The sequence below is a fragment of the Nocardioides stalactiti genome, assembly GCF_014180715.1.
In the GTDB taxonomy this organism is placed as follows: Bacteria; Actinomycetota; Actinomycetes; order Propionibacteriales; family Nocardioidaceae; genus Nocardioides; species Nocardioides stalactiti.
The window spans coordinates 1-21,363 of the sequence record NZ_JACEFC010000083.1 but is presented as its reverse complement, the minus strand read 5'-3'; the positions used below and the strand labels follow the sequence as shown (position 1 = coordinate 21,363).

The window sequence follows — 21,363 nt, the reverse complement described above, 5'->3', positions numbered from 1 at the left end:
GTCGTCCGCAGTCGAGGCGCTCGCGCCGTCGCGTGGCCGCCGGTCTCGATCATCGGCAGCATCGGTCGGCGCCGTGAGTCCGACGAGCTGCTCTCCGCGTTCCGCGCGGGCTCGCGCCCCCAGGCGGTCGCCGTCCAGCGCGCGGCCGTCGACAACGGGGTCCGGGCCCTGGCCGACGAGACCGCCCACGGGTTGGCGACGCCGTGGGCCGACGCGGTCCGGACGGCGGCGACGGCCCGGCTCGAGGAGACCGACGACGCCCTCGACCAGGGGCTCCAGGCGGTCGACCTGCGCGCCGACCGCCTGCCCGGCTGGCTCGGTGCGGTGCGGGTCCTCCAGTGGCTCTTCCTGCTCCTCGCGATCGGCGGCGGGGCCTGGTGGGCGACGCTCGCCCTCCAGGGCTCCCTCGGTGACGCCCCGGAGGTCGGTGGCACGCCGCTCCCTCCGATCGTGCTCGCGGCCGGACTGGCCGTCGGGCTGCTGCTGTGGCTGGTGTTCCGTCCGGTCGTCGGGGGGACCGCCCGCCGTCGCGGCGACGACGCCGACGAAGCGCTCCGCGAGGTGGTCTCGCAGGTCCTCGGGCAGCACGTCGTGGCTCCGACCAACGCCGTGCTCGCGTCGTACGCCGCCTTCCGCGCGGGCCTGACCCAGGCCAAGCGCTGACCGCACGGTGGTCGTGCACGGCCGGCTCAGCCAGCGCTCCTACGACCGCAACGGTGTCGAGGTGGTGGCGCTGGAGATCGACGCGCTCGTCGTGGGGCACGACCTGACCAAGGGCGTCAGCCGGTTCGAGAAGACGGTGGGCCACCGGGGCGAGGGCGACGCCGACGGCTCGGTGGACCCCGGACCGGTCCCGGTCACCGCGTCCCCGTAGGCTGAGGGATCGTGGCTGAGTACGTCTATACCCTGCGCAACGTCCGTAAGGCTCACGGCGAGAAGGTCGTCCTCGACAACGTGACCCTGTCGTTCCTCCACGGCGCCAAGATCGGCGTCGTGGGGCCCAACGGCGCGGGCAAGTCCTCGCTGCTCAAGATCATGGCCGGGCTCGACAAGCCCAACAACGGCGACGCGATCCTGGACCCCGACGCGACGGTGGGCATGCTCCAGCAGGAGCCGCCGCTGACCGAGGGCAAGACGGTGCTCGAGAACGTCGAGGAGGCCGTCCACGACATCAAGTCGAAGATGAAGCGCCTCGAGGACGCCTACATGGAGATGGGCGACCCCGACGCCGACCAGGACGCGCTGATGGCCGAGACCGGTGATCTGCAGACCTACCTCGACAACATCAACGCCTGGGACGTCGACAGCCGCCTCGAGCAGGCCATGGATGCGCTGCGCTGCCCCCCGTCCGACGCGCTCGTCGACAACCTCTCCGGTGGTGAGCGCCGCCGGGTCGCCCTCTGCAAGCTGCTGCTCCAGCAGCCCGACCTGCTGCTCCTCGACGAGCCGACCAACCACCTCGACGCCGAGTCGGTCCAGTGGCTCGAGGGCCACCTCAAGAGCTACCCGGGCGCCGTCCTCGCGATCACCCACGACCGTTACTTCCTCGACAACGTGGCCGAGTGGATCGCCGAGGTCGACCGCGGCAGCATCCACGGCTACGAGGGCAACTACTCCACCTACCTGGAGACCAAGAAGGATCGCCTCAAGATCGAGGGCGCCAAGGATGCCAAGCGCGCCAAGATGCTGGAGAAGGAGCTCGAGTGGGTCCGCTCCAACGCCAAGGCGCGGCAGACCAAGAGCAAGTCGCGTCTGGCCCGCTACGAGGAGATGGCCGCCGAGGCGGAGAAGGCCCGCAAGATCGACACCTCCGAGATCAACATCCCGCCGGGCCCGCGGCTCGGTGACGTGGTGCTCGAGGTCAAGGGCCTGACCAAGGGCTTCGAGGGTCGCACCCTGTGGAACGACATCTCCTTCACCCTGCCGCGCGCCGGCATCGTCGGCATCATCGGTCCCAACGGCGTCGGCAAGACCACGCTGTTCCGGATGATCACCGGGCAGGAGGAGCCGGACGCGGGCGAGGTCAACGTCGGCCAGACGGTCAAGATCTCCTACGCCGACCAGAGCCGCGGCGGCATCGACCCCACCAAGAACGTGTGGGAGGTCGTCTCCGACGGACTCGACCACATCAAGGTCGCCAACTTCGAGATGAACTCGCGCGCCTACGTGGCGTCGTTCGGCTTCAAGGGCCCTGACCAGCAGAAGAAGTCGGGCGTGCTCTCCGGCGGTGAGCGCAACCGCCTCAACCTGGCGCTGACGCTCAAGATGGGCGGCAACATGCTGATCCTCGACGAGCCGACCAACGACCTCGACGTCGAGACCCTTTCCTCGCTCGAGGACGCGCTGCTCGACTTCCCCGGCTGCGCCGTGGTCACCTCGCACGACCGGTGGTTCCTCGACCGGGTCGCGACCCACATCCTGGCGTGGGAGGGCGACGAGGAGGACTCGGCGAAGTGGTTCTGGTTCGAGGGCAACTTCGCGTCGTACGAGGAGAACAAGATCGAGCGCCTCGGCGCTGAGGCCGCGCGCCCGCACCGGGTCACCCACCGCCGCCTCACCCGAGACTGAGTTGTAGGGCGCGAGCGTGTCGCAGATCGTGCGGCACCGCCCGGGCCCTCGCTCCGCTCGGCCTAGGGGCGCCGCACGATGCGGCTCCGCCGCGATGCGACACGCTGCCGCGCCCGCGGTTGACGTGGGCGAGGCTTGCGGTCACCCTGGCGCCTCACTGATCGTGTGACGCGAGCCGCGCCCGCGTTTGAACGTGGGCGCGGCTCGCGGTCTCCGGGCGGGCTACTTGCGGGTGACCCGCATCCGGACGACGTCGCGGATCCCGTCGCTGAGCGGGTTGTGCACGCCGTGGAGGAGCCAGGTCGCCGTCCCGGAGGCCGTGGCCGTGACCGTGACCGTCAGGACCAGGTCGACGGTGGCGCCGGGAGCGACCCCGTTGCGGAGCAGGTTGCCCGACCGGACCAGGGACGTCACGTCCCGCCCGTCGAGGGTCCAGGTCCACCGGTAGCCCTGGACGCCGGTGACCTGGTCGGCGATCGACCAGTTGTCGGTCACCGTGCCGGCGTTGCGGATCGACACCGGGTAGCTCACCGACCGGCCGACGGCGACGACGTTGGCGACCGTCTGGCCGACCCCGGTCGTGTTGACGATGCCGGCGCCCTTGACGGCCTTCGCCGTGCTGGTGACGGTGGCGTCCACGACGGCCTTCTGCGGCTGAGGCTGCGGCGGCGTGGTGCCGTCCGGCTGGATCGAGGCCGGACCCTTGCCTCGGCACGCGCTCGTCGCCGTCAAGCGGTCGCCGGCGAAGGTCGGGCTGACGACCTGGTTGTCGTGCGCGGCGAAGCCGTCACCGGTGAGGGCCGGGTCGCCCGGCGCGAGGCAGTTGTGGTGGACGTCGTTGCCGTACGTCGGGGAGCCGGCGGGGAAGAAGCCGTAGACCTGCGAGGGGTTCTGGCTGGGCCGCCAGTCGGTCACCCGGGCCATGAAGATGTTGTCGTGGACGTCGGTGTTCTCGGCCTTCTGGGTGCCCGTGACGGCCCGCCCGGTGGTGCGGCAAGCGCCCGTGCAGGACAGCGAGCTGCCGATGTTGAGGTGGGTGGCGTTGCGGGCGAACAGGTTGTGGTGGATCTGCGCGCCGAGGTTGCTCGGCCAGAGCTGGAGGCCGCGGTACTTGTTGTCGCGGATGACGTTGTCGGCGATGACCGCGTTGCGCGTGTGGTTGAGGTAGATCCCGTGGGCGCCGGACTCGCCGGCGTCGCCGGTGCCGTAGTTGATCTCAGGCGACGTCCCGCAGTTGTGGATCACGTTGGACCGGACCTGGAGGTCCTCCGCGAGGACGGCGGCGTACTCGTCGAGCTGGTCACGGAACCCGGCGATCACGCAGTTGCCCCAGGGGTTGGAGATGTCGTTGTCCAGCACCCGCACCCGGTCGCCGCGGACGATGAGGATGCCGGCGCCCTTGCGCCCCGGGTAGCCGACGAAGTCGAGGCCGGTGATGTCGATGTCGTGCGCGGTGTCGCGCACCTCGATCTGGCCCTGCAACGTGGCGCCCGGGCCCTCGGCGGTGATGACGATGGGGGAGCCGGCGACGCCGCTGCCCTTGATGATGCCGTTGCCGTCGCCCAGCGCCTGGTAGACCTGCCCGGCGACGAGGCAGCCGACCTCGCCGGGGCGCAGGTTGGCCGAGAGCGTCCCCAGCGAGCGGTACGGCGCCGCCTTGGTGCCCGGGTTGCCGTCGGAGCCGTTGGTCGCGACGTACTTCTGGCACGCGACGGCGGCCTCGGCGGGCGCGGCCCCGAGGATCGGCAGGGAGAGGCCGGCGAGGGTGGCGAGCAGGGCCAGGACGCGGGGGGCGGCGGGGATCTTGTTCATGACCCCACCTTGGAGCGGACCACTTAACGTGCACTTAGCAGCCGCGGACCGCTGCCGTCCGCCTCAGCGCTCGTCGCGCATCTCACGCTCGGGGTGGTCGCTGATGAGGCGGTCGCTCACCGCGTTCATGACTGCACCGAGGGTCGTGAAGTCCTCGGGCCCCACTAGGTCGACGAGGTAGTCCCGGACGCCGTTGACGTGGGTCGGGGCGACGTTGCGCAGCATCAGGTCGCCCCGCTCGGTGAGCTGGCAGACCACGCCGCGGCCGTCGTCCTTGGAACCGCACCGCTCGACGAGGCCCTCGGCCTCCATCCGCTTGACCGTGTGGGTGACCCGGCTCCGGCTGTGGGCGAGGGAGTCGGCGAGCCGCGCCATCCGCAGCGCGCGTCCCTCGGCCTCCGAGAGCCGCACCAGGATCTCGTACTCGACGAGCGAGAGGCCGTGCTGCTGGCGCAGGTCGTCGTCGAGCCGGTCGAACAGGAGGGTGGTGCCGAGGACCAGTGCGCGCCAGGCACGCTGCTGGTCTGTCTCGAGCCACCGGGGCTCACGTCGACGCCACGCCTCGCGCGTCGCCTCGTGCTCCTCCTCGCCCACGCGAGCAGTCTAGGCACGAAGTGCCTCGTGAGACGCCCGACAGGCGCAACCGTCGCCTACGTCAACCGCGGCCCGCTCGGGCGGTGCGGGGGGTCAGGCTGGCCCGGCCCGAGGTCAGCTCATCCGCTCCAGGATCATCGCCATGCCCTGGCCGCCGCCGACGCACATGGTGATGAGGCCGGTGGACTTGTCGTGCCAGTCCAGCGAGTTGAGCATCGTGTTCTGGAGGCGCGCGCCGGTCATGCCGAACGGGTGGCCGACCGCGATCGCGCCGCCGTTGACGTTGACCTTGTCGAGCGGCAGGCCGAGCTCCTGGTACGACGGCACGACCTGGGCAGCGAACGCCTCGTTGATCTCGGCCAGGTCGATGTCGTCGATGGTCATGCCGGCGTAGCGCAGTGCGTTCTTCGTCGCCTCGACCGGGCCGAGGCCCATGATCTCGGGGGAGAGGCCGGAGACGCCGGTGGAGACGATCCGGGCGAGCGGGGTGAGGCCCAGCTCGGCGGCCTTGGTGTCGGACATGATCACGACCGCGGCGGCACCGTCGTTGAGCGGGCAGCAGTTGCCGGCGGTCACGACGCCGTCGGGGCGGAAGACCGGCTGGAGCTGCGAGATGGCGTCGTAGGTGACCCCGGCGCGCGGGCCGTCGTCGGCGGCCACGACGGTGCCGTCGGCGAGGGTCACCGGGGTGATCTCACGGGCCCAGAAGCCGTCGGCGATCGCCTTCTCGGCCAGGTTCTGCGACCGGACGCCGAACTCGTCGAGCTCCTTGCGGTCCAGGCCCTTCATGCGCGCCACGTTCTCGGCGGTCTGGCCCATCGCGATGTAGATGTCGGGGAGCAGGCCGTCCTGACGCGGGTCGTGCCAGTCCTGGCCGCCCTTCGCGTACTCCTCGGTCTTGGCCTGGGCGGCCTCGAAGAGGGGGTTCTTGGTGTTGGGGATGTGGTCCGACGTACCGAACTGGTAGCGGCTCACGGTCTCGACGCCGGCCGAGATGAAGACGTCGCCCTCACCGGCCTTGATCGCGTGGAACGCCATCCGCGAGGTCTGGACCGAGGACGAGCAGTAGCGGGTGATCGTCGCGCCCGGGATCTCGTAGCCCATCAGGGTGGTGACGATGCGCGCCATGTTGTTGCCGGCCTCGCCGCCGGGCAGGCCGCAGCCGAGGTAGAAGTCGTCGACGTCGTTGGGGTCGAGCGCGGGGATCTTCTCCAGCGCGGCCGTCGCGATGAGCGCGGTGAGGTCGTCGGGACGGAAGTCCTTGAGCGAGCCCTTGTTGGCCCGGCCGATCGGGGTACGAGCGGCAGAAACGATGACGGCCTCGGGCATGGGAACTCCTCGCTGAGCGGTGGCGTGACGAGCACAGACTAGTAGGGCGCGACTGGAACGTGTTGCAGTGGTGGTCCACACCACATCGGTCCCGGAGGGGCGCGGACCCCCCGGACCGCCGGGTGCCCCGCGTGGAAGCATGCTGGGCGTGCGCCACCGCTACGTGTGTCCGATCCGCTGGGCCGATCTCGACCTGCTCGGCCACGTCAACAACGTGCGGTACGTCGACTACCTCCAGGAGGCGCGGGTCGACCTGCTCCGGGCCCACCGGTGGCCCGAGACGGCCGGCGACCAGAACACCGCGGACGCCACCGCGGCCCTGGCCGACGCGATCATCGTCGGCCGGCACGAGGTCACCTACCGGGCGCCGCTGCTGTTCAGTGAGCGGCCGGTGCTCATCGAGTGCTGGGTCACCGAGCTCCGCGCGGGCTACTTCACGCTGGCCTACGAGATCTTCGACGAGGACGAGGCCGGCGCCCGGACGGTCTACGTCGAGGCCAGCACGGTGCTGGCGCCGTACCGCTTCGACATCGAGAGCCCCCGCCGGCTCCGCCCCGAGGAGCGGGCCGTGCTCGAGGCCTACCTCGAGCCGGTGCCCCGCGAGCGGCCGGCGCCGGTGGTCATCGACCGGGACCGCGCCGGGCACTACCCGGTGCACGTCCGCTTCAGCGACGTCGACGTCTATCGCCACGTCAACAACGTCGTCTACTTCGAGTACTTCCAGGAGGCGCGGATCCGGCTGTTCTCCGAGCTCGGCCGGGGGCTGCCGGGCGACGACACGCTCCAGGTCGTCCTCGCCCAGATGAACGTCGACTACGTCGCTCCCATCCTGCTCCGCGCCGAGCCCTACGACTGCCGGACCCAGATCGCCCAGGTCGGCCGGACCTCGGTGGTCGTCGAGGCCGAGATCGCCGACGGCGATCGCCCGCTGGCCCGCGCCCACGTCGTCCTGGTGTTCTTCGACCCCGCGACGGGGCGGGCGACCGAGCCGCCGATGGACTACCGCGCAGCGCTCATCGGAGCACTCGGCTAGGACGGCTCGGCTAGGACGACAGCGAGCCGCGCAGCTTCTTCAGGCCGCGGTGCCGCGCCACCCGGACGGCCACGGCACTGATGCCGAGCGCCTCCGAGGTCGCGGCGACGTCGAGCCCCAGCACCTCCAGGCAGGTCACCACGTCCCGCTCGCGGTCGGGCAGAGCCCGCAACGCGCTCTGGACCCACTCCTCCCCGATGTGGGCCGACTCCGGGCCGGGGACCACGTGGTCGTCGACCTGCAGGGCGGCGCTCGCCGCCTGCCGGCGCCCGCTGCGGCGGCGCGCATTGGCCGCGTGGTTGCGCGCGATCCCGAAGAGCCAGCCGGCGAACTCGGAGGAGTCGCCGTGGAAGTCGGCGATCTTCTGTGCCGCCACGAGCCATGACTCGGCGGCCAGGTCGTCAGGACTGTCGTCGAGCCCCGAAGCGCGCGTCTCGAGCCACAGCACAAGACGACCGGCGTGAGCTCGGTAGAGCTCACGCCAGGCTTCAGGGTCGCCGGCCTTGGCCGCGGCGACCAGTTCGTCGTCGGACCTCACCGAGCGTGATCAGCTCCCTCTCCTGCGCGGGACCGCCGTCGTTGCGGCGATCGTGGCGCAGCTGCGCCGATCCCATTCTGCTACCGAGTGCGGGTGCGCGTCCCGATCTCGCGCACTGCGCTGCTGCAGGGGAGCTGCTACAGACGCTGTCGTGGGCTGGCTAGGAGCGCCCCTTTCCGTCCTTGGGGCCCTTGTCCTTGGGGCCCTTGTCCTTGGGGCCCTTGTCCTTGGGGCCCTTGTCCTTGGGCGGCTTGGGTCCCTTGTCCTTGGGCGGCTTGGGTCCCTTGTCCTTGGGCGGCTTGTCGCCCTTGTCCTTGGGCGGCTTGTCGCCCTTGTCCTTGGGCGGCTTGTCGCCCTTGTCCTTGGGCGGCTTGTCGCCCTTGTCCTTGGGCGGCTTGTCGCCCTTGTCCTTGGGCGGCTTGTCGCCCTTGTCCTTGGGGCCCTTGTCCTTGGGCGGTTGGTCGCCCTCGTCCTTGGGTCCCTTGTCGCCCTTGTCCTTGGGCGGCTTGTCGCCCTTGCCGGTGTCGTCGTCGCCCTTGTCGTGGCCCTGGCCCGGCGGCGTGCCCTGGTGGCCGTGTGCGTGACCCTGGCCGTGCCCGTTGCCGTCACCGTCGCCGCGGCCCTTGTCCTTGCCCTTGCCGGGATGGTCGTTGGACGGCTGCTGGCCAGGCTCGTTCGGCCCACCCGGCACGATGTCGGCTGCCGCGTCGTCAGGCGCGACGAGAGTGGAAGTCTTGTGGCCTGGCAGCCCAGGGGACCAGGGGCTGCCAGGCGCGGAGGCGTTGCCATCAGGTTGTGGGGTCCCGACGTCATGCCCTCCGGAGCTCGCCACACCCGGCAGGCTGTGGGCGGCGTGATCCGCGTCCCCCCGAGAGGGGTTCGGAGCAGCGCCCGCCACCCACGTCGTGCCGCCGATGACGGCGACGGTCGCCGCCCCGGCCAGGGCACGCATGCCGGCGTGTCGAGCAGTTCGGGCGGGCCTCGGCCGAGAGCTCAGGCTGAGCTCGGCCAGCTGGTGGAGCAGCACGGGGCCCGGCTCGAGGGTCGGTGGGGCGACCCGGAGCAATGGGGAGGACCGACGTGTCATGTTCCACTTCCGCTCGAACTGTTCTTGCACCCATACCTGTCGCGGGGGACAGGCATCGTTACCTCAAGCGGGAAATTCTTTTCAGTGGTCCAGACCATCGGGGAGCGGCAGTCAGCCGGGCGTGTTGATCATGAACGTCGCGGCGTGGGTGACGTAGGCCCAGAACTGGGCGTCCTGCTCGGGGGTGAGGCCGACCGAGTCGAGGGCGGCGCGGAAGTGCACCAACCAGCGGTCGCGCGCCGCCTCGTCGACCGGGAACGGCGCGTGCCGCATCCGCAACCGCGGGTGACCGCGCTGCTCGGAGTACGTCGTCGGCCCGCCCCAGTACTGGACGAGGAAGAGGAGGAAGCGCTCCTCGGCCGGGCCCAGGTCCTCCTCGGGATACAGCGGCCGGAGCACCTCGTCGCCGGCGACGCCCTCGTAGAACCTCGCGACGATCCGTCGGAAGGTCTCGAACCCGCCGATCTCCTCGTAGAACGTCTCCGCCGCCTCGGTCACAGGCCCATCATTCCTGGTCGCCCGCAGCGGCCCGGTCGGCGGGCTGCCCGGCGGCCCGCTTGTCCTCGCGGTGCCAGACCACCCGCTGCGCGAACGGGATCTCGATGCCCTCGTGGTCGAAGCGGGCCTTGATCCGCTGGCGCAGGGCGCGGGCGACGGCCCACTGCTCCAGCGGGGCGGTCTTGATCATCACCCGGACAGTGACGGCGTCGGCCGCCAGCTGCTCCACACCTGTGACCTCGGGCTCCTCGATCACGACGCCCTTGAAGTCCTCGTCCTCCCACAGGTCGTGGGCGACCTCGCGCAGCACCTGCTGCACGCGGACCAGGTCCTCGCCGTAGCCGACGCTGACGTCGATCACCGCGCGCGACCAGTTCTTGCTCTGGTTGCCGACCCGCAGGATCTCGCCGTTGGGCACGAACCAGACGGTGCCGTTGACGTCGCGCAGCCGGGTGACCCGCAGGGTCACGGCCTCCACGGAACCGACGGCCTCGCCGAGGTCGACCACGTCGCCGACGCCGTACTGGTCCTCCATGAAGATGAAGATCCCGGAGAGGAAGTCCTTGACGAGGGACTGCGCACCGAAGCCGAGCGCGATGCCGATGATGCCGGCGCTGGCGATGATCGGTGCGATGTTGACGCCGACCTCGGCCAGGATCATGGTCGCCACGACGGCGATCACGATGACGGTGATGATGCTCTGGAAGACCCCGGCCATCGTCTCGGCACGCTGGGCGCGCCGCGCGAAGGTCTTGGGGTCCGTCCGGTCGCCCAGGACGCCACGCTCGGCGCGGCGGGCCACTCGGGCGACGATCCGGTGGAGCACCCAACGCACGACGAAGCCGAGGGCGAGCAGCCCGATGATCGCCAGCGGTGTGCCGATGATCACGTCAGCCCAGTCCGCGAACCGGGCGTTGTCGGTCCAGTCGTAGACGAGGTCACACACCTGTTCGCCGTCGGCGCAGGGCGCAGCGGTCAGGGGCAGGGCCATGGCCTGTGTCAGTTCGGGGGCTGGCATCCCCCGAGTGTGGCAAAGTCCGCCTGCCGGATCGAACCGGCTCGACTGTCGGCGACGGGACCGGAGCCGATATCCTCGGACCCGTGACCAGCACTGCCGTACGACGCCTGCTCGCCCTCGCCGTTCCCGCGGGGGTCGTCGTGGCGACGATCCTCGCCACCGCCGCTCCCGCCTCGGCCGACACGCCCGAGGGCTGGCCGAAGGAGGAGTCCGTCGACCTGCTCCAGGCGCTGCTCTACTTCGGCGCCGTCCCGGTGCTGGTGTTCCTCGTGATCCTCGCGCTCGGCTACGGTCCGGCGCTGGCCCGCGGTGAGTCGGTCAAGCCGGGGGAGCAGCTCCCTGAGAGCCAGTGGCTCGGCGGTCCCCGGAAGTCGGGTGGCGAGCTCGCCGCGCCCGACACCGAGGACTCCAAGGCCGGCGGCGCCGGCGCGACCTGGTAGTCGGCGATGGCGACCACGGCACTCACCAGCGCGGAGCAGGCTGCCCTCGACGCGACGATCCGCGCCGCCGAGCAGGCCTGTCGCGCCGAGATCTCGGTGTTCGTCGGTCCGATCGAGGGGCACGACCCGCACGCGTTCGCGACGAGTCTCCACAACACGCTGGTGCTGCCGTCGCGCAGCATCCTGGTCATGGTCGACCCGACGATGCGCGCGGTCGAGGTGGTCACCGGCGGTGAGGTCCGCCGTGCCCTCACCGACGCCGAGGCGGCCCTGGCGGTCGAGGAGATGACGCGCTCGTTCGCCGAGGGCGACCTGGCCGGCGGTCTGACGCGGGGCATCCGGCTGCTCGCCGAGCACGCCCGCTGATTTGAATTGGCCGCGCGTGTCGCGGATCGTGCGGCACCGCCCGGATCATCGCTTCGCTCGATCTAGGGGCGCCGCACGATGCGGCTTCGCCGCGGCGCGACACGCTGCCGGCCGCGCAGTCGAGGAGGCCTCGCGTCGAGGCAGGCTGGCGGCGAGCCGCTGACTAGGAAGCCGCGTCCTTCGCCTGCGCGGCCAGTGCCCGCGCCATGTCGGCGCGGCCCTCGGTGATGAACCGCAGCGCGCCGGGGTTGACCCCTGCGGACTTCTCCGCGAGCCAGGCGTCGACCGTGGCCAGCGCCTCGGCGGAGGCCAGGATCCGCGGGAAGATGTACTCCAGCGAGACGGCGGCCCGGTGGGCACCCAGGCGCTCCCAGGCGAGCGGTGCGTCGGCCAGGTAGCGGTCGAGGTACGGCGCCAGCAGGTCCTGCTGCCCGTCGCGCAGGAAGGACGTCACGACCTGCTTGGCGGTCTCGTTCGGGACCGACCCGTCGACCATCGCCTGCTCCCAGGCCCGCTCCTTGGCCTCGACCGTCGGCATCGCGGCGCGCGCCGCAGCGGCGTGCTCCTTGCCGGAGATCGTGTTGTCGCCGGCGAGCTCGTCGTCGATCCGGGCGTCGTCGGCACGCCCCACCCGGGCGAGGTTGTTGAGCAGGGTCCACCGCAGGTCCTGGTCGACCTCGAGGCCGTCGAAGGCGAGCGAGCCGTCGAGGATCCCCTCGAGGTCGGTGATCGCGTCGTCGCTGTGGGCGGCGCCGGCGAACGCCCGCGCGAAGGTCAGCTGGTGGTCCGTCCCGGGCTCGGCGTCGGCGAGCAGCGACCGGAGGCCCTGCTCCCAGCGCGCGCGGAGCGCGGCCTTGTGCTGCGGCGCGGCGTACTGGGTGACCGCCTGGGAGGCGAACGCCGGGAAGGCGGTCAGGCCCCACGAGTCGGTCTCCCGGCCGATGTTGCCGAGCACCAGCTCGACGAAGTCGGTCGCGGACAGCTCGGCGTCACGGGTCATGTCCCAGGCGGCGCTCCAGATGAGCGCACGGGTCAGGGAGTCGGCGCACGCGCCGACGCTCGCGATGGCGGTGGCCAGCGACCGCTCGTCGAGGCGGACCTTGGCGAAGGTGAGGTCGCCGTCGTTGAGGAGCAGCAGGTCGGGCTGGGGCCGACCGACGAGCTCGGCGATCTCGGTCAGCTCACCCTCGATGTCGAGCTCGATGGTGTCGGTGCGCACGAGCGAGCCGTCGGACTGGACGTCATAGAGGCCGACGCCGATCCGGTGCCGACGCAGGGTCGGGTGCTCGGCGATCGCGGTCTGGCGGACGGCGAACGACGCGTAGCTGCCGTCCTCGGCCAGCTCGAACACCGGGCTGATCGTGTTGACGCCGGCGGTCTGGAGCCACTCCTGGGCCCAGCCCTTGAGCTCGCGGCCGGAGGCCTTCTCGAGGGCGTCGAGCAGGTCGACGAACTCGGTGTTGTCGTAGGCGTGGTCGCGGAAGTACTCGCGCAGGCCCGAGAGGAACGGCTCGAGGCCGACCCAGGCGACCAGCTGCTTGAGCACCGCCGCGCCCTTGGCGTAGGTGATCATGTCGAAGTTCACCTCGACCGCGTGCAGGTCGACCATGTCGGTGGCGATCGGGTGGGTGCTCGGGAGCTGGTCGGCGCGGTAGCCGCGCTGCTTGCGCATGTTGGCGAAGCCCGTCCAGGCGTCCGTGTACGACGTCGCCTCGGCCTCGGCGTGGTAGCAGGCCCACTCGGCGAACGACTCGTTGAGCCAGAGGTCGTCCCACCAGCGCATCGTCACCAGGTTGCCGAACCACATGTGCGCCATCTCGTGGAGGATCACCGAGGCGCGGAACTCGTAGAAGGACCGCGGCTGGCGGGAGCGCGGGATGTACTCGTCGCGCAGCGTCACGCAGCCGGCGTTCTCCATCGCGCCCATGTTGTACTCGGGCACGTAGAGCTGGTCGTACTTCTCGAACGGGTAGGCACCGCCGAACGCCTCCTCGAAGAAGGCGAAACCCTGCTGAGTCAGGAGCACGAGCTCCTCGCGGTCGCGGTCGAGCTCGTTCTTCATCGACTGGCGCGAGTAGTGGCCGAGCGGGATCACGCCGTAGGTGCCCTCGTAGGTGTCGTGCACCTCGTAGTACTCACCGGCGACGACCGCGGTGATGTAGGTCGACATCCGCCGGGTCGTGGGGAAGTGCCACCGAGCGAACCCGGCTCCCTGGTCGGGGGCGGGGACCGGCTCCGGGGTCGGGGCGTTGGACACGACCTTCCAGTGGGCAGGGGCGGTCACGTTGAAGTTGAAGACCGACTTGAGGTCGGGCTGCTCGAAGCAGGCGAAGACGCGTCGCGCGTCGGGGACCTCGAACTGGGAGTAGAGGTAGACCTTGCCGTCGGCGGGGTCGACGAAGTGGTGGAGGCCCTCCCCGGTGTGGGAGTAGGCGCCGTCCGCCCGCACGACGAGCGTGTTGTCGGCGGCGAGACCGGGCAGCGGGATCCGGCTGTCGACGTAGGACGCGGGGTCGAGGTGGCTGCCGTTGAGCACGATCTCGTGGACGGTCGCGTCGACCAGGTCGACCCAGGTCTCCGCTCCGGGCTCGCTGCAGGTGAACGCGATCGTGGAGGTCGTTCCGAAGGTCTTGACGCCGATCTCCTCAGCCTTGGTGAGGTCGAGGTCGACGGTGTACGACGTGACGTCGATCAGCGCGGCACGGGCGGTGGCCTCGTCGCGCGTGAGGTTGGTTCCAGGCATGCCCCTCATCCTCGCACCGGTCCCCAGATTGTCAGACATCCAGGGCTGGAATGCGTTCCGAGGAATGACCGGGGACGGCAGGCGACCGGAAACCACAACGGTGTAACTTTCGAAAGTCAAGCGTGACACGCCTGGGACGGGTGGGTTTTTCGGGTTTTTTGTTGCGTTCTGGGGCGAATGTGACGGAGAGTGTCCCTCATGCGCACCAGACGTTTGCTCTGGCGCGGGGGGACCGCGCTACTCACGAGCACGCTTCTGGTGACCCTTCTGGTCGCCGGCGAGGTGCACCGACGGGCCGAGGGCGGGGCCGCGGTCCAGAGCCCCGACACCGCCGCCGCGTCGTCCTCGTCGTACCTCTGCACCGGCTATGCGGGGTGCCGCAACGCGGGCTACTCCGACGCCGGCTACGGCGCCGTCAACAGCCAGATGTACTGGCGCATGTACAGCGGTCACAACTGCACCAACTACGCGGCGTTCCGGATGATCCAGGCCGGGATGTCCACCGACCGTCCCTGGGACGGGTCGGGGATGGCCTACAACTGGGGCCACGCCATGGCGAGCATCACCGACGGCCGGCCCAGCGTCGGCGCGGTCGCCTGGTGGGACCGCTACTCCAACGGGATCGGCTCCAGCGGCCACGTGGCCTACGTCGAGCGGGTCGTGTCCGCCGACGAGATCATCATCAGCGAGGACTCCTGGAGCGGCGACTTCCACTGGCGGTCCATCACCCGTGACAGCGGCCGCTGGCCGAGCGGGTTCATCCACTTCGTCGACAAGGCCGTCCAGAACACCGTCGCCCCGACGGTGACGGGCACCCCGCAGGTCGGCGTCGAGCTGACCGCGAGCCGTGGCACCTGGACGCCCAACCGCGACCTGACCGTCACCTGGCAGTGGTACGCCGACGGCGCCACCATCGTGGGCGCGACCGGTCAGACGTTCACGCCGACCGCCGCCGAGAAGGGCAAGGCGATCACGGTCACGGTCACCGCCAAGCGCAGCGGGTACTCCGCGGGCTCGATCACGACCGCGCCGACCGCACCGGTCGCTCGTGGCGAGTTCGCCGTGGTGGCGCCGCCGACCGTCACCGGCGACCCGACCGTCGACGAGACCCTCACCGCGACCCCGGCCACGTGGAGCCCCGCCTCGAGCGACGTCCTCTACAAGTGGAAGGCCGACGGCGTCACGATCGACGGCGCCGAGGGTCCGACGCTGACCCTGACCCGCGCCCTGCTCGGCAAGAGCATCGTGGTGGCCACCCATGCCCGGGCCGAGGGCTACAAGAACTCCCCGGTCCGCTCCGAGCCGATCGGCCCCGTCGTCATCGGCCAGATCGCGTCGTCGTCGCCATCGACGATGACCGGTCGCCCGCGCCTCGGCGAGGTGCTGACCGCGGTGCCCGGCGAGGTGCGCCCGCCGGACTCGACCGTGGCGTACCAGTGGCTGCGCGACGGGGCGCCGGTCGACGGTGCGACCGCCGAGACCTACACCCTCGGGGCGGCTGACCTCGGCGCAACCATGTCGGTCCAGGTCACCCGTGCCCATCGCAATTTCTCCGACCTGGTCGAGACGGTCGCCGCCGACCGGCCGGTCACGGCGAAGCCGACCGTGACGATCTCTGCCGCGGGCCGCCGCCACCGTGCGGTGGTCTGGGTCCGGGTCACCGTGCCCGAGGTCGCCGTGACCGGCGACGTCACCGTCAAGGTCGGCGCTCGGGTCGTGACCGCGACCCTGGTCGACGGTCGGGCGAAGGTGCTCGTCCCCGACGTCGCCGCGGGCGAGCGCCGGGTGCGGGTCCGCTACGCCGGCAGCGGCCCGGTCCGCCCGGCCAGGGCATCGACCACGACGACCGTGCTCGGCTGACCTCCCCCCTCGACGCCGGTCCAGCGCCGACCTGCTGGCCTGACACGCGAAGGAACCGCGGGTCCGCGGCTTCGGTGTCGCGATGTCGCATGCTCGTTGCCCATGGGTTTCTCGGACCTTCCTCTCGGACGTCGTGACCTCACCCACCTGGGCGCAGCCTCGATCGCTGTCGCCGGGCTCGGTGCGGCCGGTCGGGCCGTCGCTGTGCCCGCACGGCCGCGCCGCCGCCGTCTCGAGGAACAGTCGGACGGCGTGGCCACCCTCGATCTCCCGCTGGCGCCGCTCGCCGCCGGCACGGGACGCGGCGACGGGATGCGGACCCCGGTCATCGCGACCACCCGCTTCACCGTCCTCGGAGTGACGTGGCGGCAGGGCCAGGGGCGGGTCCGCGCGCGGTGGCGCCGTGAGTCGGGCGGCTGGACCGACTGGACGTCGTTGCCCCAGCTCACCCACGGGCCCGACCGGGGGACGGCCGAGGGCGACCGGGCGCGCGCCGCGACCGACCTGGTGTGGACCGGGCCGAGCACGGCTGTCCAGGTCGAGCTGGTCGGCGACCAGCGCGAGCCGGTGCTCGCCCTGCTGCGGCCGGGCAAGCGCCCCGAGGACGCGCTCGCGGACGCGGTCGGCTCGATCCCCGGCGGCGCCGGCGGCCGGGAGGTCGAAGGGGTGCCGATGCCCGGTCTGCTCTACCGCAGCGCGTGGAACGCCGACCCGGGCCTGCGCAACGGCCGGCCGAGCTACAACGACCGGATCCGACAGGTGCACGTCCACCACACGGTGAGCAGCAACGACTACGCCCGCGCCGACGTCCCCGGGATGATCCGCGCGATGTACCGCTACCACACGCAGAACCTCGGCTGGTCCGACATCGGCTACAACTTCCTCGTCGACCGCTTCGGCCGGTTGTGGGAGGGCCGCGCGGGTGGTCCGCGGCGCGCGGTCCGCGGCGCCCACACGCTCGGCTTCAACCACGCCTCGGTCGGCGTCGCGGCGATCGGGAACTTCGAGACCGCGCGGGTCGGCAAGCCGATGATCCGCGCGTTGGTGCGCGTCGCGGCGTGGAAGCTCGACACCTACGGCGGCGACCCGCACCGCACGGTGTGGGTCCGGTCCAACGGCAGCGACCGGTTCCGGCCGGGCCGCCTGGTCGAGCTCCCGACGATCGACGGGCACCGCGACACCAACGAGACGGCGTGCCCGGGCGGCCACCTGTACGACGTGCTGCCGGTGGTGCGTCGTCGTGCTGCCCGCCGGATCAGGTCGTTCCGCCGCTGACCCCTAGGATTCGCCCCATGAGTCGTGTCCTGTCCGCCGTCGCCTGGCCCTATGCCAACGGCCCGCGCCACATCGGCCACGTCGCCGGTTTCGGTGTGCCCTCCGACGTCTTCTCGCGGTACCTGCGGATGGCGGGGCACGAGGTGCTGATGGTGTCCGGCTCCGACGAGCACGGGACGCCGATCCTCATCGCCGCCGACGAGGCCGGGCTCAGCCCGCAGGAGCTCGCGGACCAGAACCACCGGCTGATCGTGGAGGACCTGGCGGGCCTCGGCTGCAGCTACGACCTCTACACGCGCACGACCACGCCCAACCACCACGCCGTGGTGCAGGAGCTGTTCACGGGCGTCTACGACAACGGCTACTTCATCGAGCAGACGACGTACGGCGCGATCTCGCCGTCGACCGGTCGCACCCTCCCGGACCGCTACATCGAGGGCACCTGCCCGATCTGCAAGAGCCCGGGCGCCCGTGGCGACCAGTGCGACACGTGCGGCAACCAGCTCGACCCCCAGGACCTGATCGACCCGGTGTCGCGGATCAACGGCGAGGTCCCGGAGTTCATCGAGACCCAGCACTTCTTCCTCGACCTGCCGGCGCTCGCCGACGCGCTGGGCGAGTGGCTCGACGGTCGCGAGGCGACCGGCCTGTGGCGCCCCAACGTCATCCGGTTCTCCAAGAACATCCTCGGCGAGATCCGGCCGCGGGCGATGACGCGCGACATCGACTGGGGCATCGCGGTCCCGCTCGACGGCTGGCGCGACAACCCGACGAAGAAGCTCTACGTCTGGTTCGACGCCGTGATCGGCTACCTGTCCGCGTCGATCGAGTGGGCGCGCCGTACGGGCGAGCCGGAGCGCTGGCGGGAGTGGTGGAACGACTCCGAGGCGGAGTCCTACTACTTCATGGGCAAGGACAACATCACCTTCCACAGCCAGATCTGGCCGGCCGAGCTGCTGGCCTACTCCGGCAAGGGGAGCAAGGGCGGCGAGCCGGGTGCCTTCGGCGTGCTGAACCTGCCGACCGAGGTGGTGAGCTCGGAGTTCCTGACGATGGAGGGCAAGAAGTTCTCCTCGTCGAAGAAGGTCGTGATCTACGTCAAGGACCTGCTGAGCCGCTACCAGCCCGACGCGTTCCGCTACTTCGTGGCCGCCGCGGGCCCCGAGAGCCAGGACAGCGACTTCACCTGGGCCGAGTTCGTCCGTCGTACCAACGACGAGCTGGTCGCGGGCTGGGGCAACCTCGTCAACCGGACCGCCAACCTCATCCACAAGAACTTCGGGGCGATCCCGGCCGCGGGCGAGCTCACCGATGCCGACCGCGCGGTGCTCGCCGCGACCGAGGCTGCCTTCGCGACCGTCGGGGACCTCATCGGCCGCAACCGGATGCGGCAGGCGATCGGTGAGGCCATGCGCGCCGTCGGCGACGTCAACAAGTATGTCTCCGACCACGAGCCGTGGAAGCTCAAGGGGGACGACGAGCGCGAGCGCCTCGCGACGATCCTGCACGTCGCGGCGCAGTGCGTCGCCGACCTCAACCTGGTGCTCTCGCCGTTCCTGCCGTTCTCGGCCAACGAGGTCGACAAGGCCCTCGGCGGCCCCGGCGCGGTCGCACCGATGCCGCGGATCGTGGAGGCCGACGACCTCGACAGCGGAGCGCCGTACCCGATCATCACGGGGGACTACACCGGCTTCCCGGAGTGGCGCCGCCACCCGATCGAGCCGGGCGTCGCGGTCGACAAGCCGGTGCCCGTGTTCACCAAGCTCGACCCGGCCATCGTCGACGAGGAGCTCGCCCGCCTCGAGGGCTGACCCCCCTGGGTACTGACTCAGGGCAGTCGGCCGTGGCGCTTCCGGCCCTCGTCCAGCTCAGGGAGCCGGGTGCGGGCGAGGTCGAGGAACTTGGCGAGCGTCCAGTCGCCGGTGGGGCTCCAGTCCTCGAGCAGGGCCAACAGGCCGGCCTCGTCGTCAGCGCCCCACAGGGTGTAGTCACGGGCCTCGGGGTTCCAGGAGATCCCGGCCAGGTAGTCGTACTGCTGGTTGACGAAGACCAGGTGGTGTCGGCCGGCCTCCTCCGACCACGGCATGTCGTAGAACCAGGGCATCAGGACCTCCGGTAGCCGTCGAGAAGGGCCTGCTCGTCCGGGGGCGGTCGCGACCAGTCGGGCTCGCCGTCGGGCCACAGCGGACCGGGGTCGTCGGTCGCGCAGGCTGCGAGGTCGGCGCGGAGCAGGTCCCAGAACGCCGGCACGACGACGTCGATCGCGCCGGTCCGTCCGGCGTGCGCGCGCAGCGCGGCGATGCTGGCCGCCGCCTTGCACGCGTCCAGGAGCGCTCCGTCGGCGATCGCGACGAGCGCGCCGAGCGCCTGGTTGGCGCACCGGGCGGTCACGTCGTCCTGGTCGGTGAGGGCCGACCAGACGGCGCCGCCGTGCTCGACGGCCGCGTGCGCGGGCACCCACGGCCGGACCCGGGCGGCGAGCCGTCGGGTGAAGCGGTCGCGTGCGGGTGCGTCGAGCCGCCTCAGCTCACCGGGACGCAGCGCCCATTCCCGCACCGTCATGACGCGACGCTATCGCCGCTCGGTCCTCGGCCGTGACATCACTATCGACGACGACGAGTCAGCCGGTGATGTCCTCGTACGGCGTCGTCGCGACGTCGAGCTCGGCCATCCGCGCGGTGTAGGAGCGGAAGGCGCGCCGTGCCTCGCCGTGGCGGCGGGCCTGGGCGAGGACCCGGACCAGGTCGTGGTGGCTCGGCTCGTCGTACGGGTCGTCGGCCACGACGGACATCAGCCAGCCGACCGCCGGCTCGGTGTCGCCCTCGGCCACCAGGCGGGCGGCCAGGGTGCGCTTGACCTCGGCCGCCAGGCGGAGCAGGTCGTCGCGGACCTCCTCGGCCCAGTCGTCGCTCGCGTCGTCGGCCAGGAACGGCGCGGGGTGGAGCAGTGCGGCGGCCTCGAGCAGCGGTACGGCGTCCGCCGAGCCGTTCCGGTTGGCCTCGAGCGCCGCCCGGGCGAGCTGTTCGAACTCCACGATGTCGATGCTGACGGTGGCGGGGTCGAGGCGGGCGTTGCTGCGGTCGGAGGACAGGTACCGGTCGGCGTCGTGCCGACGTTCGGGGTCGAGGACCGCCCGCGCCGTCGACAGGGCGACGGACAGCCGGCCGGAGGTGTCGCGGACCCCGGGCCACAGCAGCTCGGCGATCGCGGACCGGGACATCGCCCGACCGCGACGTCCGGCGAGGACCTGCACCAGCTGCCGGCTCTTGCGGGAGGGCCACTCGGACGCCGGGACCACCACGCCGCCGACCGAGACCGCGAAGGTCCCGAACGTGCGGATCGCCACCTCCGGCGCCGCCGCGGTCCCGAGCACGTGCAGCGGACCGGCGATCCGGTCGGCATCGGCTCGGACGCCGAGCGCCGTCAGCGCCTTGCGGCCGGCGTCCTCGGCGCCGCGGTCGCGGGTCAGGCGGGCGGTGATGATCCGGTTCACCGCGCTGCGGATCGCGCTGCCGACCTCGCGCCAGGCGTCGGCCGCCTCGGCGAGCTGGCCGAGCGCGTCGTGCGGGTCGCCGGTCGCCGACCAGCGGGTGAGCGCCCGGAGCTCGAGCGCGTCGGCGAGCTCGGCGAGCTGGTCGCGCCGTCCCGCTTCGGAGAGCGCGCGGGCGGCCCACATCTCCGCCGCCTCGAGGTCGCCCTGGCCGAGCGCGATCCACCCCGCTGCCCGCAGCGCGATGACGTCGCCGACGGTGTGCGGCTGGTCCAACGCGCGCTTCGCCCAGGCGTGCGACGCCGCCGGGTCGTCGGCGATGGTGGTCTCGGCCAACCCGGCGAGCGCCGGGCCGAGGACCTGGGCGTTGCCGGCCGCCTCCGACCGCTCGACGGCCTCGCGGTACTTCGCGTGCGCCCGGGTCGCGTTGCCCCGCACCCGGTGGGCGTCGGCCTCGAGGAGCAGCGCGAAGGCCAGCAGGTGGCCGGCCTCCGCCTTGCGGAACTGGTCGGTCGCGATCGCGATCTCGCCGACGGCCTCCTCGAGCCGGCCCAGGCCCAGCAGCGCCTCGGCCCGGTTGACGCTCACCATCGCGCTCGCCAGGCCGACCGGGTGGTCCTCGCTGACGGCGACCGCGTGGTCCAGCTCGTCGAGCGCCTGCCGGAACCGGCCGGCCTCGACGTGCCGCGAGCCGAGGTTGTTGCGCACCCGG

General features: G+C 71.4%; 19 protein-coding genes and 1 pseudogene. 9 read left to right on the top strand and 11 right to left on the bottom strand.

Annotation, left to right across the window (positions count from 1 at the left end):
- From H0487_RS15745 to ettA, 3 genes and pseudogenes are all read left to right on the top strand, one after another.
- A pseudogene (locus H0487_RS15745) lies at window positions 1–663 on the top strand (ABC transporter); the annotation flags it as partial.
- Window positions 664–670: 7 nt separating this feature from the next.
- The gene (locus H0487_RS15740; protein WP_183095182.1) at window positions 671–874 is read left to right on the top strand and encodes a single stranded DNA-binding domain-containing protein; all 204 of its coding nucleotides are present in this window, start codon (window positions 671–673) and stop codon (window positions 872–874) included.
- An 11-nt stretch (window positions 875–885) separates the two neighbouring features.
- Window positions 886–2,568 carry an energy-dependent translational throttle protein EttA gene (gene ettA / locus H0487_RS15735; protein WP_183095181.1) on the top strand — a complete coding sequence of 561 codons (1,683 nt, stop codon included), beginning with the start codon at window positions 886–888 and terminating at the stop codon, window positions 2,566–2,568.
- Between the two features lie 222 nt (window positions 2,569–2,790).
- On the opposite strand, the gene H0487_RS15730 is transcribed toward ettA, so the two are convergent.
- The 3 genes from H0487_RS15730 to H0487_RS15720 all read right to left on the bottom strand — a co-directional run bounded on the left by H0487_RS15730 (window position 2,791) and on the right by H0487_RS15720 (window position 6,303).
- Window positions 2,791–4,380 carry a right-handed parallel beta-helix repeat-containing protein gene (locus H0487_RS15730; RefSeq protein WP_183095180.1) on the bottom strand — a complete coding sequence of 530 codons (1,590 nt, stop codon included), beginning with the start codon at window positions 4,378–4,380 and terminating at the stop codon, window positions 2,791–2,793.
- A 63-nt stretch (window positions 4,381–4,443) separates the two neighbouring features.
- Window positions 4,444–4,974 carry a MarR family winged helix-turn-helix transcriptional regulator gene (locus H0487_RS15725; RefSeq protein WP_183095179.1) on the bottom strand — a complete coding sequence of 177 codons (531 nt, stop codon included), beginning with the start codon at window positions 4,972–4,974 and terminating at the stop codon, window positions 4,444–4,446.
- A 114-nt stretch (window positions 4,975–5,088) separates the two neighbouring features.
- Window positions 5,089–6,303 carry an acetyl-CoA C-acetyltransferase gene (locus tag H0487_RS15720; protein WP_183095178.1) on the bottom strand — a complete coding sequence of 405 codons (1,215 nt, stop codon included), beginning with the start codon at window positions 6,301–6,303 and terminating at the stop codon, window positions 5,089–5,091.
- Between the two features lie 139 nt (window positions 6,304–6,442).
- On the opposite strand from H0487_RS15720, the gene H0487_RS15715 reads away from it, so the two are divergent.
- Window positions 6,443–7,336, top strand: a complete 894-nt coding sequence (locus tag H0487_RS15715) for an acyl-CoA thioesterase (protein WP_220793463.1) — start codon at window positions 6,443–6,445, stop codon at window positions 7,334–7,336.
- Window positions 7,337–7,346: 10 nt separating this feature from the next.
- Here H0487_RS15715 and H0487_RS15710 read toward each other — a convergent pair whose 3' ends face one another.
- The 4 genes from H0487_RS15710 to H0487_RS15695 form a co-directional block, all read right to left on the bottom strand.
- Window positions 7,347–7,874, bottom strand: coding sequence for an RNA polymerase sigma factor (locus H0487_RS15710; RefSeq protein ID WP_183095176.1), 528 nt, complete (start codon window positions 7,872–7,874; stop codon window positions 7,347–7,349).
- A gap of 160 nt (window positions 7,875–8,034) precedes the next feature.
- Complete coding sequence (locus H0487_RS15705; protein WP_183095175.1) at window positions 8,035–8,565, bottom strand: hypothetical protein; 531 nt, start codon at window positions 8,563–8,565, stop codon at window positions 8,035–8,037.
- 507 nt (window positions 8,566–9,072) lie between these two features.
- The gene (locus H0487_RS15700; RefSeq protein WP_183095174.1) at window positions 9,073–9,459 is read right to left on the bottom strand and encodes a globin; all 387 of its coding nucleotides are present in this window, start codon (window positions 9,457–9,459) and stop codon (window positions 9,073–9,075) included.
- 7 nt (window positions 9,460–9,466) lie between these two features.
- Window positions 9,467–10,477: a mechanosensitive ion channel family protein gene (locus tag H0487_RS15695; protein WP_246383735.1), complete on the bottom strand. Its 1,011-nt coding sequence runs from the start codon at window positions 10,475–10,477 to the stop codon at window positions 9,467–9,469.
- An 83-nt stretch (window positions 10,478–10,560) separates the two neighbouring features.
- On the opposite strand from H0487_RS15695, the gene H0487_RS15690 reads away from it, so the two are divergent.
- Window positions 10,561–10,917, top strand: coding sequence for a hypothetical protein (locus H0487_RS15690; protein ID WP_183095173.1), 357 nt, complete (start codon window positions 10,561–10,563; stop codon window positions 10,915–10,917).
- A gap of 6 nt (window positions 10,918–10,923) precedes the next feature.
- Window positions 10,924–11,283, top strand: coding sequence for a DUF5130 family protein (locus tag H0487_RS15685; protein ID WP_183095172.1), 360 nt, complete (start codon window positions 10,924–10,926; stop codon window positions 11,281–11,283).
- A 163-nt stretch (window positions 11,284–11,446) separates the two neighbouring features.
- On the opposite strand, the gene pepN is transcribed toward H0487_RS15685, so the two are convergent.
- On the bottom strand, window positions 11,447–14,026 hold the full coding sequence (gene pepN, locus H0487_RS15680) for an aminopeptidase N (RefSeq protein WP_183095171.1): 2,580 nt from the start codon (window positions 14,024–14,026) through the stop codon (window positions 11,447–11,449).
- 258 nt (window positions 14,027–14,284) lie between these two features.
- Between pepN and H0487_RS15675 the strand changes: the two genes are divergently transcribed.
- The 3 genes from H0487_RS15675 to metG all read left to right on the top strand — a co-directional run bounded on the left by H0487_RS15675 (window position 14,285) and on the right by metG (window position 18,972).
- The gene (locus H0487_RS15675) at window positions 14,285–15,886 is read left to right on the top strand and encodes a CHAP domain-containing protein (protein ID WP_183095170.1); all 1,602 of its coding nucleotides are present in this window, start codon (window positions 14,285–14,287) and stop codon (window positions 15,884–15,886) included.
- Between the two features lie 102 nt (window positions 15,887–15,988).
- On the top strand, window positions 15,989–17,161 hold the full coding sequence (locus H0487_RS15670) for an N-acetylmuramoyl-L-alanine amidase (RefSeq protein ID WP_183095169.1): 1,173 nt from the start codon (window positions 15,989–15,991) through the stop codon (window positions 17,159–17,161).
- A 17-nt stretch (window positions 17,162–17,178) separates the two neighbouring features.
- Window positions 17,179–18,972, top strand: a complete 1,794-nt coding sequence (gene metG / locus H0487_RS15665; protein WP_183095168.1) for a methionine--tRNA ligase — start codon at window positions 17,179–17,181, stop codon at window positions 18,970–18,972.
- A gap of 17 nt (window positions 18,973–18,989) precedes the next feature.
- On the opposite strand, the gene H0487_RS15660 is transcribed toward metG, so the two are convergent.
- From H0487_RS15660 to H0487_RS15650, 3 genes are all read right to left on the bottom strand, one after another.
- On the bottom strand, window positions 18,990–19,265 hold the full coding sequence (locus H0487_RS15660) for a hypothetical protein (protein WP_183095167.1): 276 nt from the start codon (window positions 19,263–19,265) through the stop codon (window positions 18,990–18,992).
- Window positions 19,265–19,723 (bottom strand): hypothetical protein, encoded by a 459-nt coding sequence (locus tag H0487_RS15655; RefSeq protein WP_183095166.1) that lies wholly within the window; start codon window positions 19,721–19,723, stop codon window positions 19,265–19,267. Before H0487_RS15655 ends, H0487_RS15660 begins: the two co-directional genes overlap by 1 nt.
- A 58-nt stretch (window positions 19,724–19,781) precedes the next feature.
- A partial coding sequence (locus H0487_RS15650; RefSeq protein ID WP_281370714.1) for an AfsR/SARP family transcriptional regulator occupies window positions 19,782–21,363 on the bottom strand: 1,582 nt, incomplete at its 5' end.

Excerpts from the sequence above, each read along its gene's own strand:
- H0487_RS15730 (WP_183095180.1), bottom strand. The coding sequence starts at position 4,380 with ATGAACAAGATCCCCGCCGCCCCCCGCGTCCTGGCCCTGCTCGCCACC.
- H0487_RS15720 (WP_183095178.1), bottom strand. The coding sequence starts at position 6,303 with ATGCCCGAGGCCGTCATCGTTTCTGCCGCTCGTACCCCGATCGGCCGG.
- H0487_RS15715 (WP_220793463.1), top strand. The coding sequence starts at position 6,443 with ATGCTGGGCGTGCGCCACCGCTACGTGTGTCCGATCCGCTGGGCCGAT.
- H0487_RS15695 (WP_246383735.1), bottom strand. The coding sequence starts at position 10,477 with ATGCCAGCCCCCGAACTGACACAGGCCATGGCCCTGCCCCTGACCGCT.
- H0487_RS15685 (WP_183095172.1), top strand. The coding sequence starts at position 10,924 with ATGGCGACCACGGCACTCACCAGCGCGGAGCAGGCTGCCCTCGACGCG.
- pepN (WP_183095171.1), bottom strand. The coding sequence starts at position 14,026 with ATGCCTGGAACCAACCTCACGCGCGACGAGGCCACCGCCCGTGCCGCG.
- H0487_RS15670 (WP_183095169.1), top strand. The coding sequence starts at position 15,989 with ATGGGTTTCTCGGACCTTCCTCTCGGACGTCGTGACCTCACCCACCTG.
- metG (WP_183095168.1), top strand. The coding sequence starts at position 17,179 with ATGAGTCGTGTCCTGTCCGCCGTCGCCTGGCCCTATGCCAACGGCCCG.
- H0487_RS15660 (WP_183095167.1), bottom strand. The coding sequence starts at position 19,265 with ATGCCCTGGTTCTACGACATGCCGTGGTCGGAGGAGGCCGGCCGACAC.
- H0487_RS15655 (WP_183095166.1), bottom strand. The coding sequence starts at position 19,723 with ATGACGGTGCGGGAATGGGCGCTGCGTCCCGGTGAGCTGAGGCGGCTC.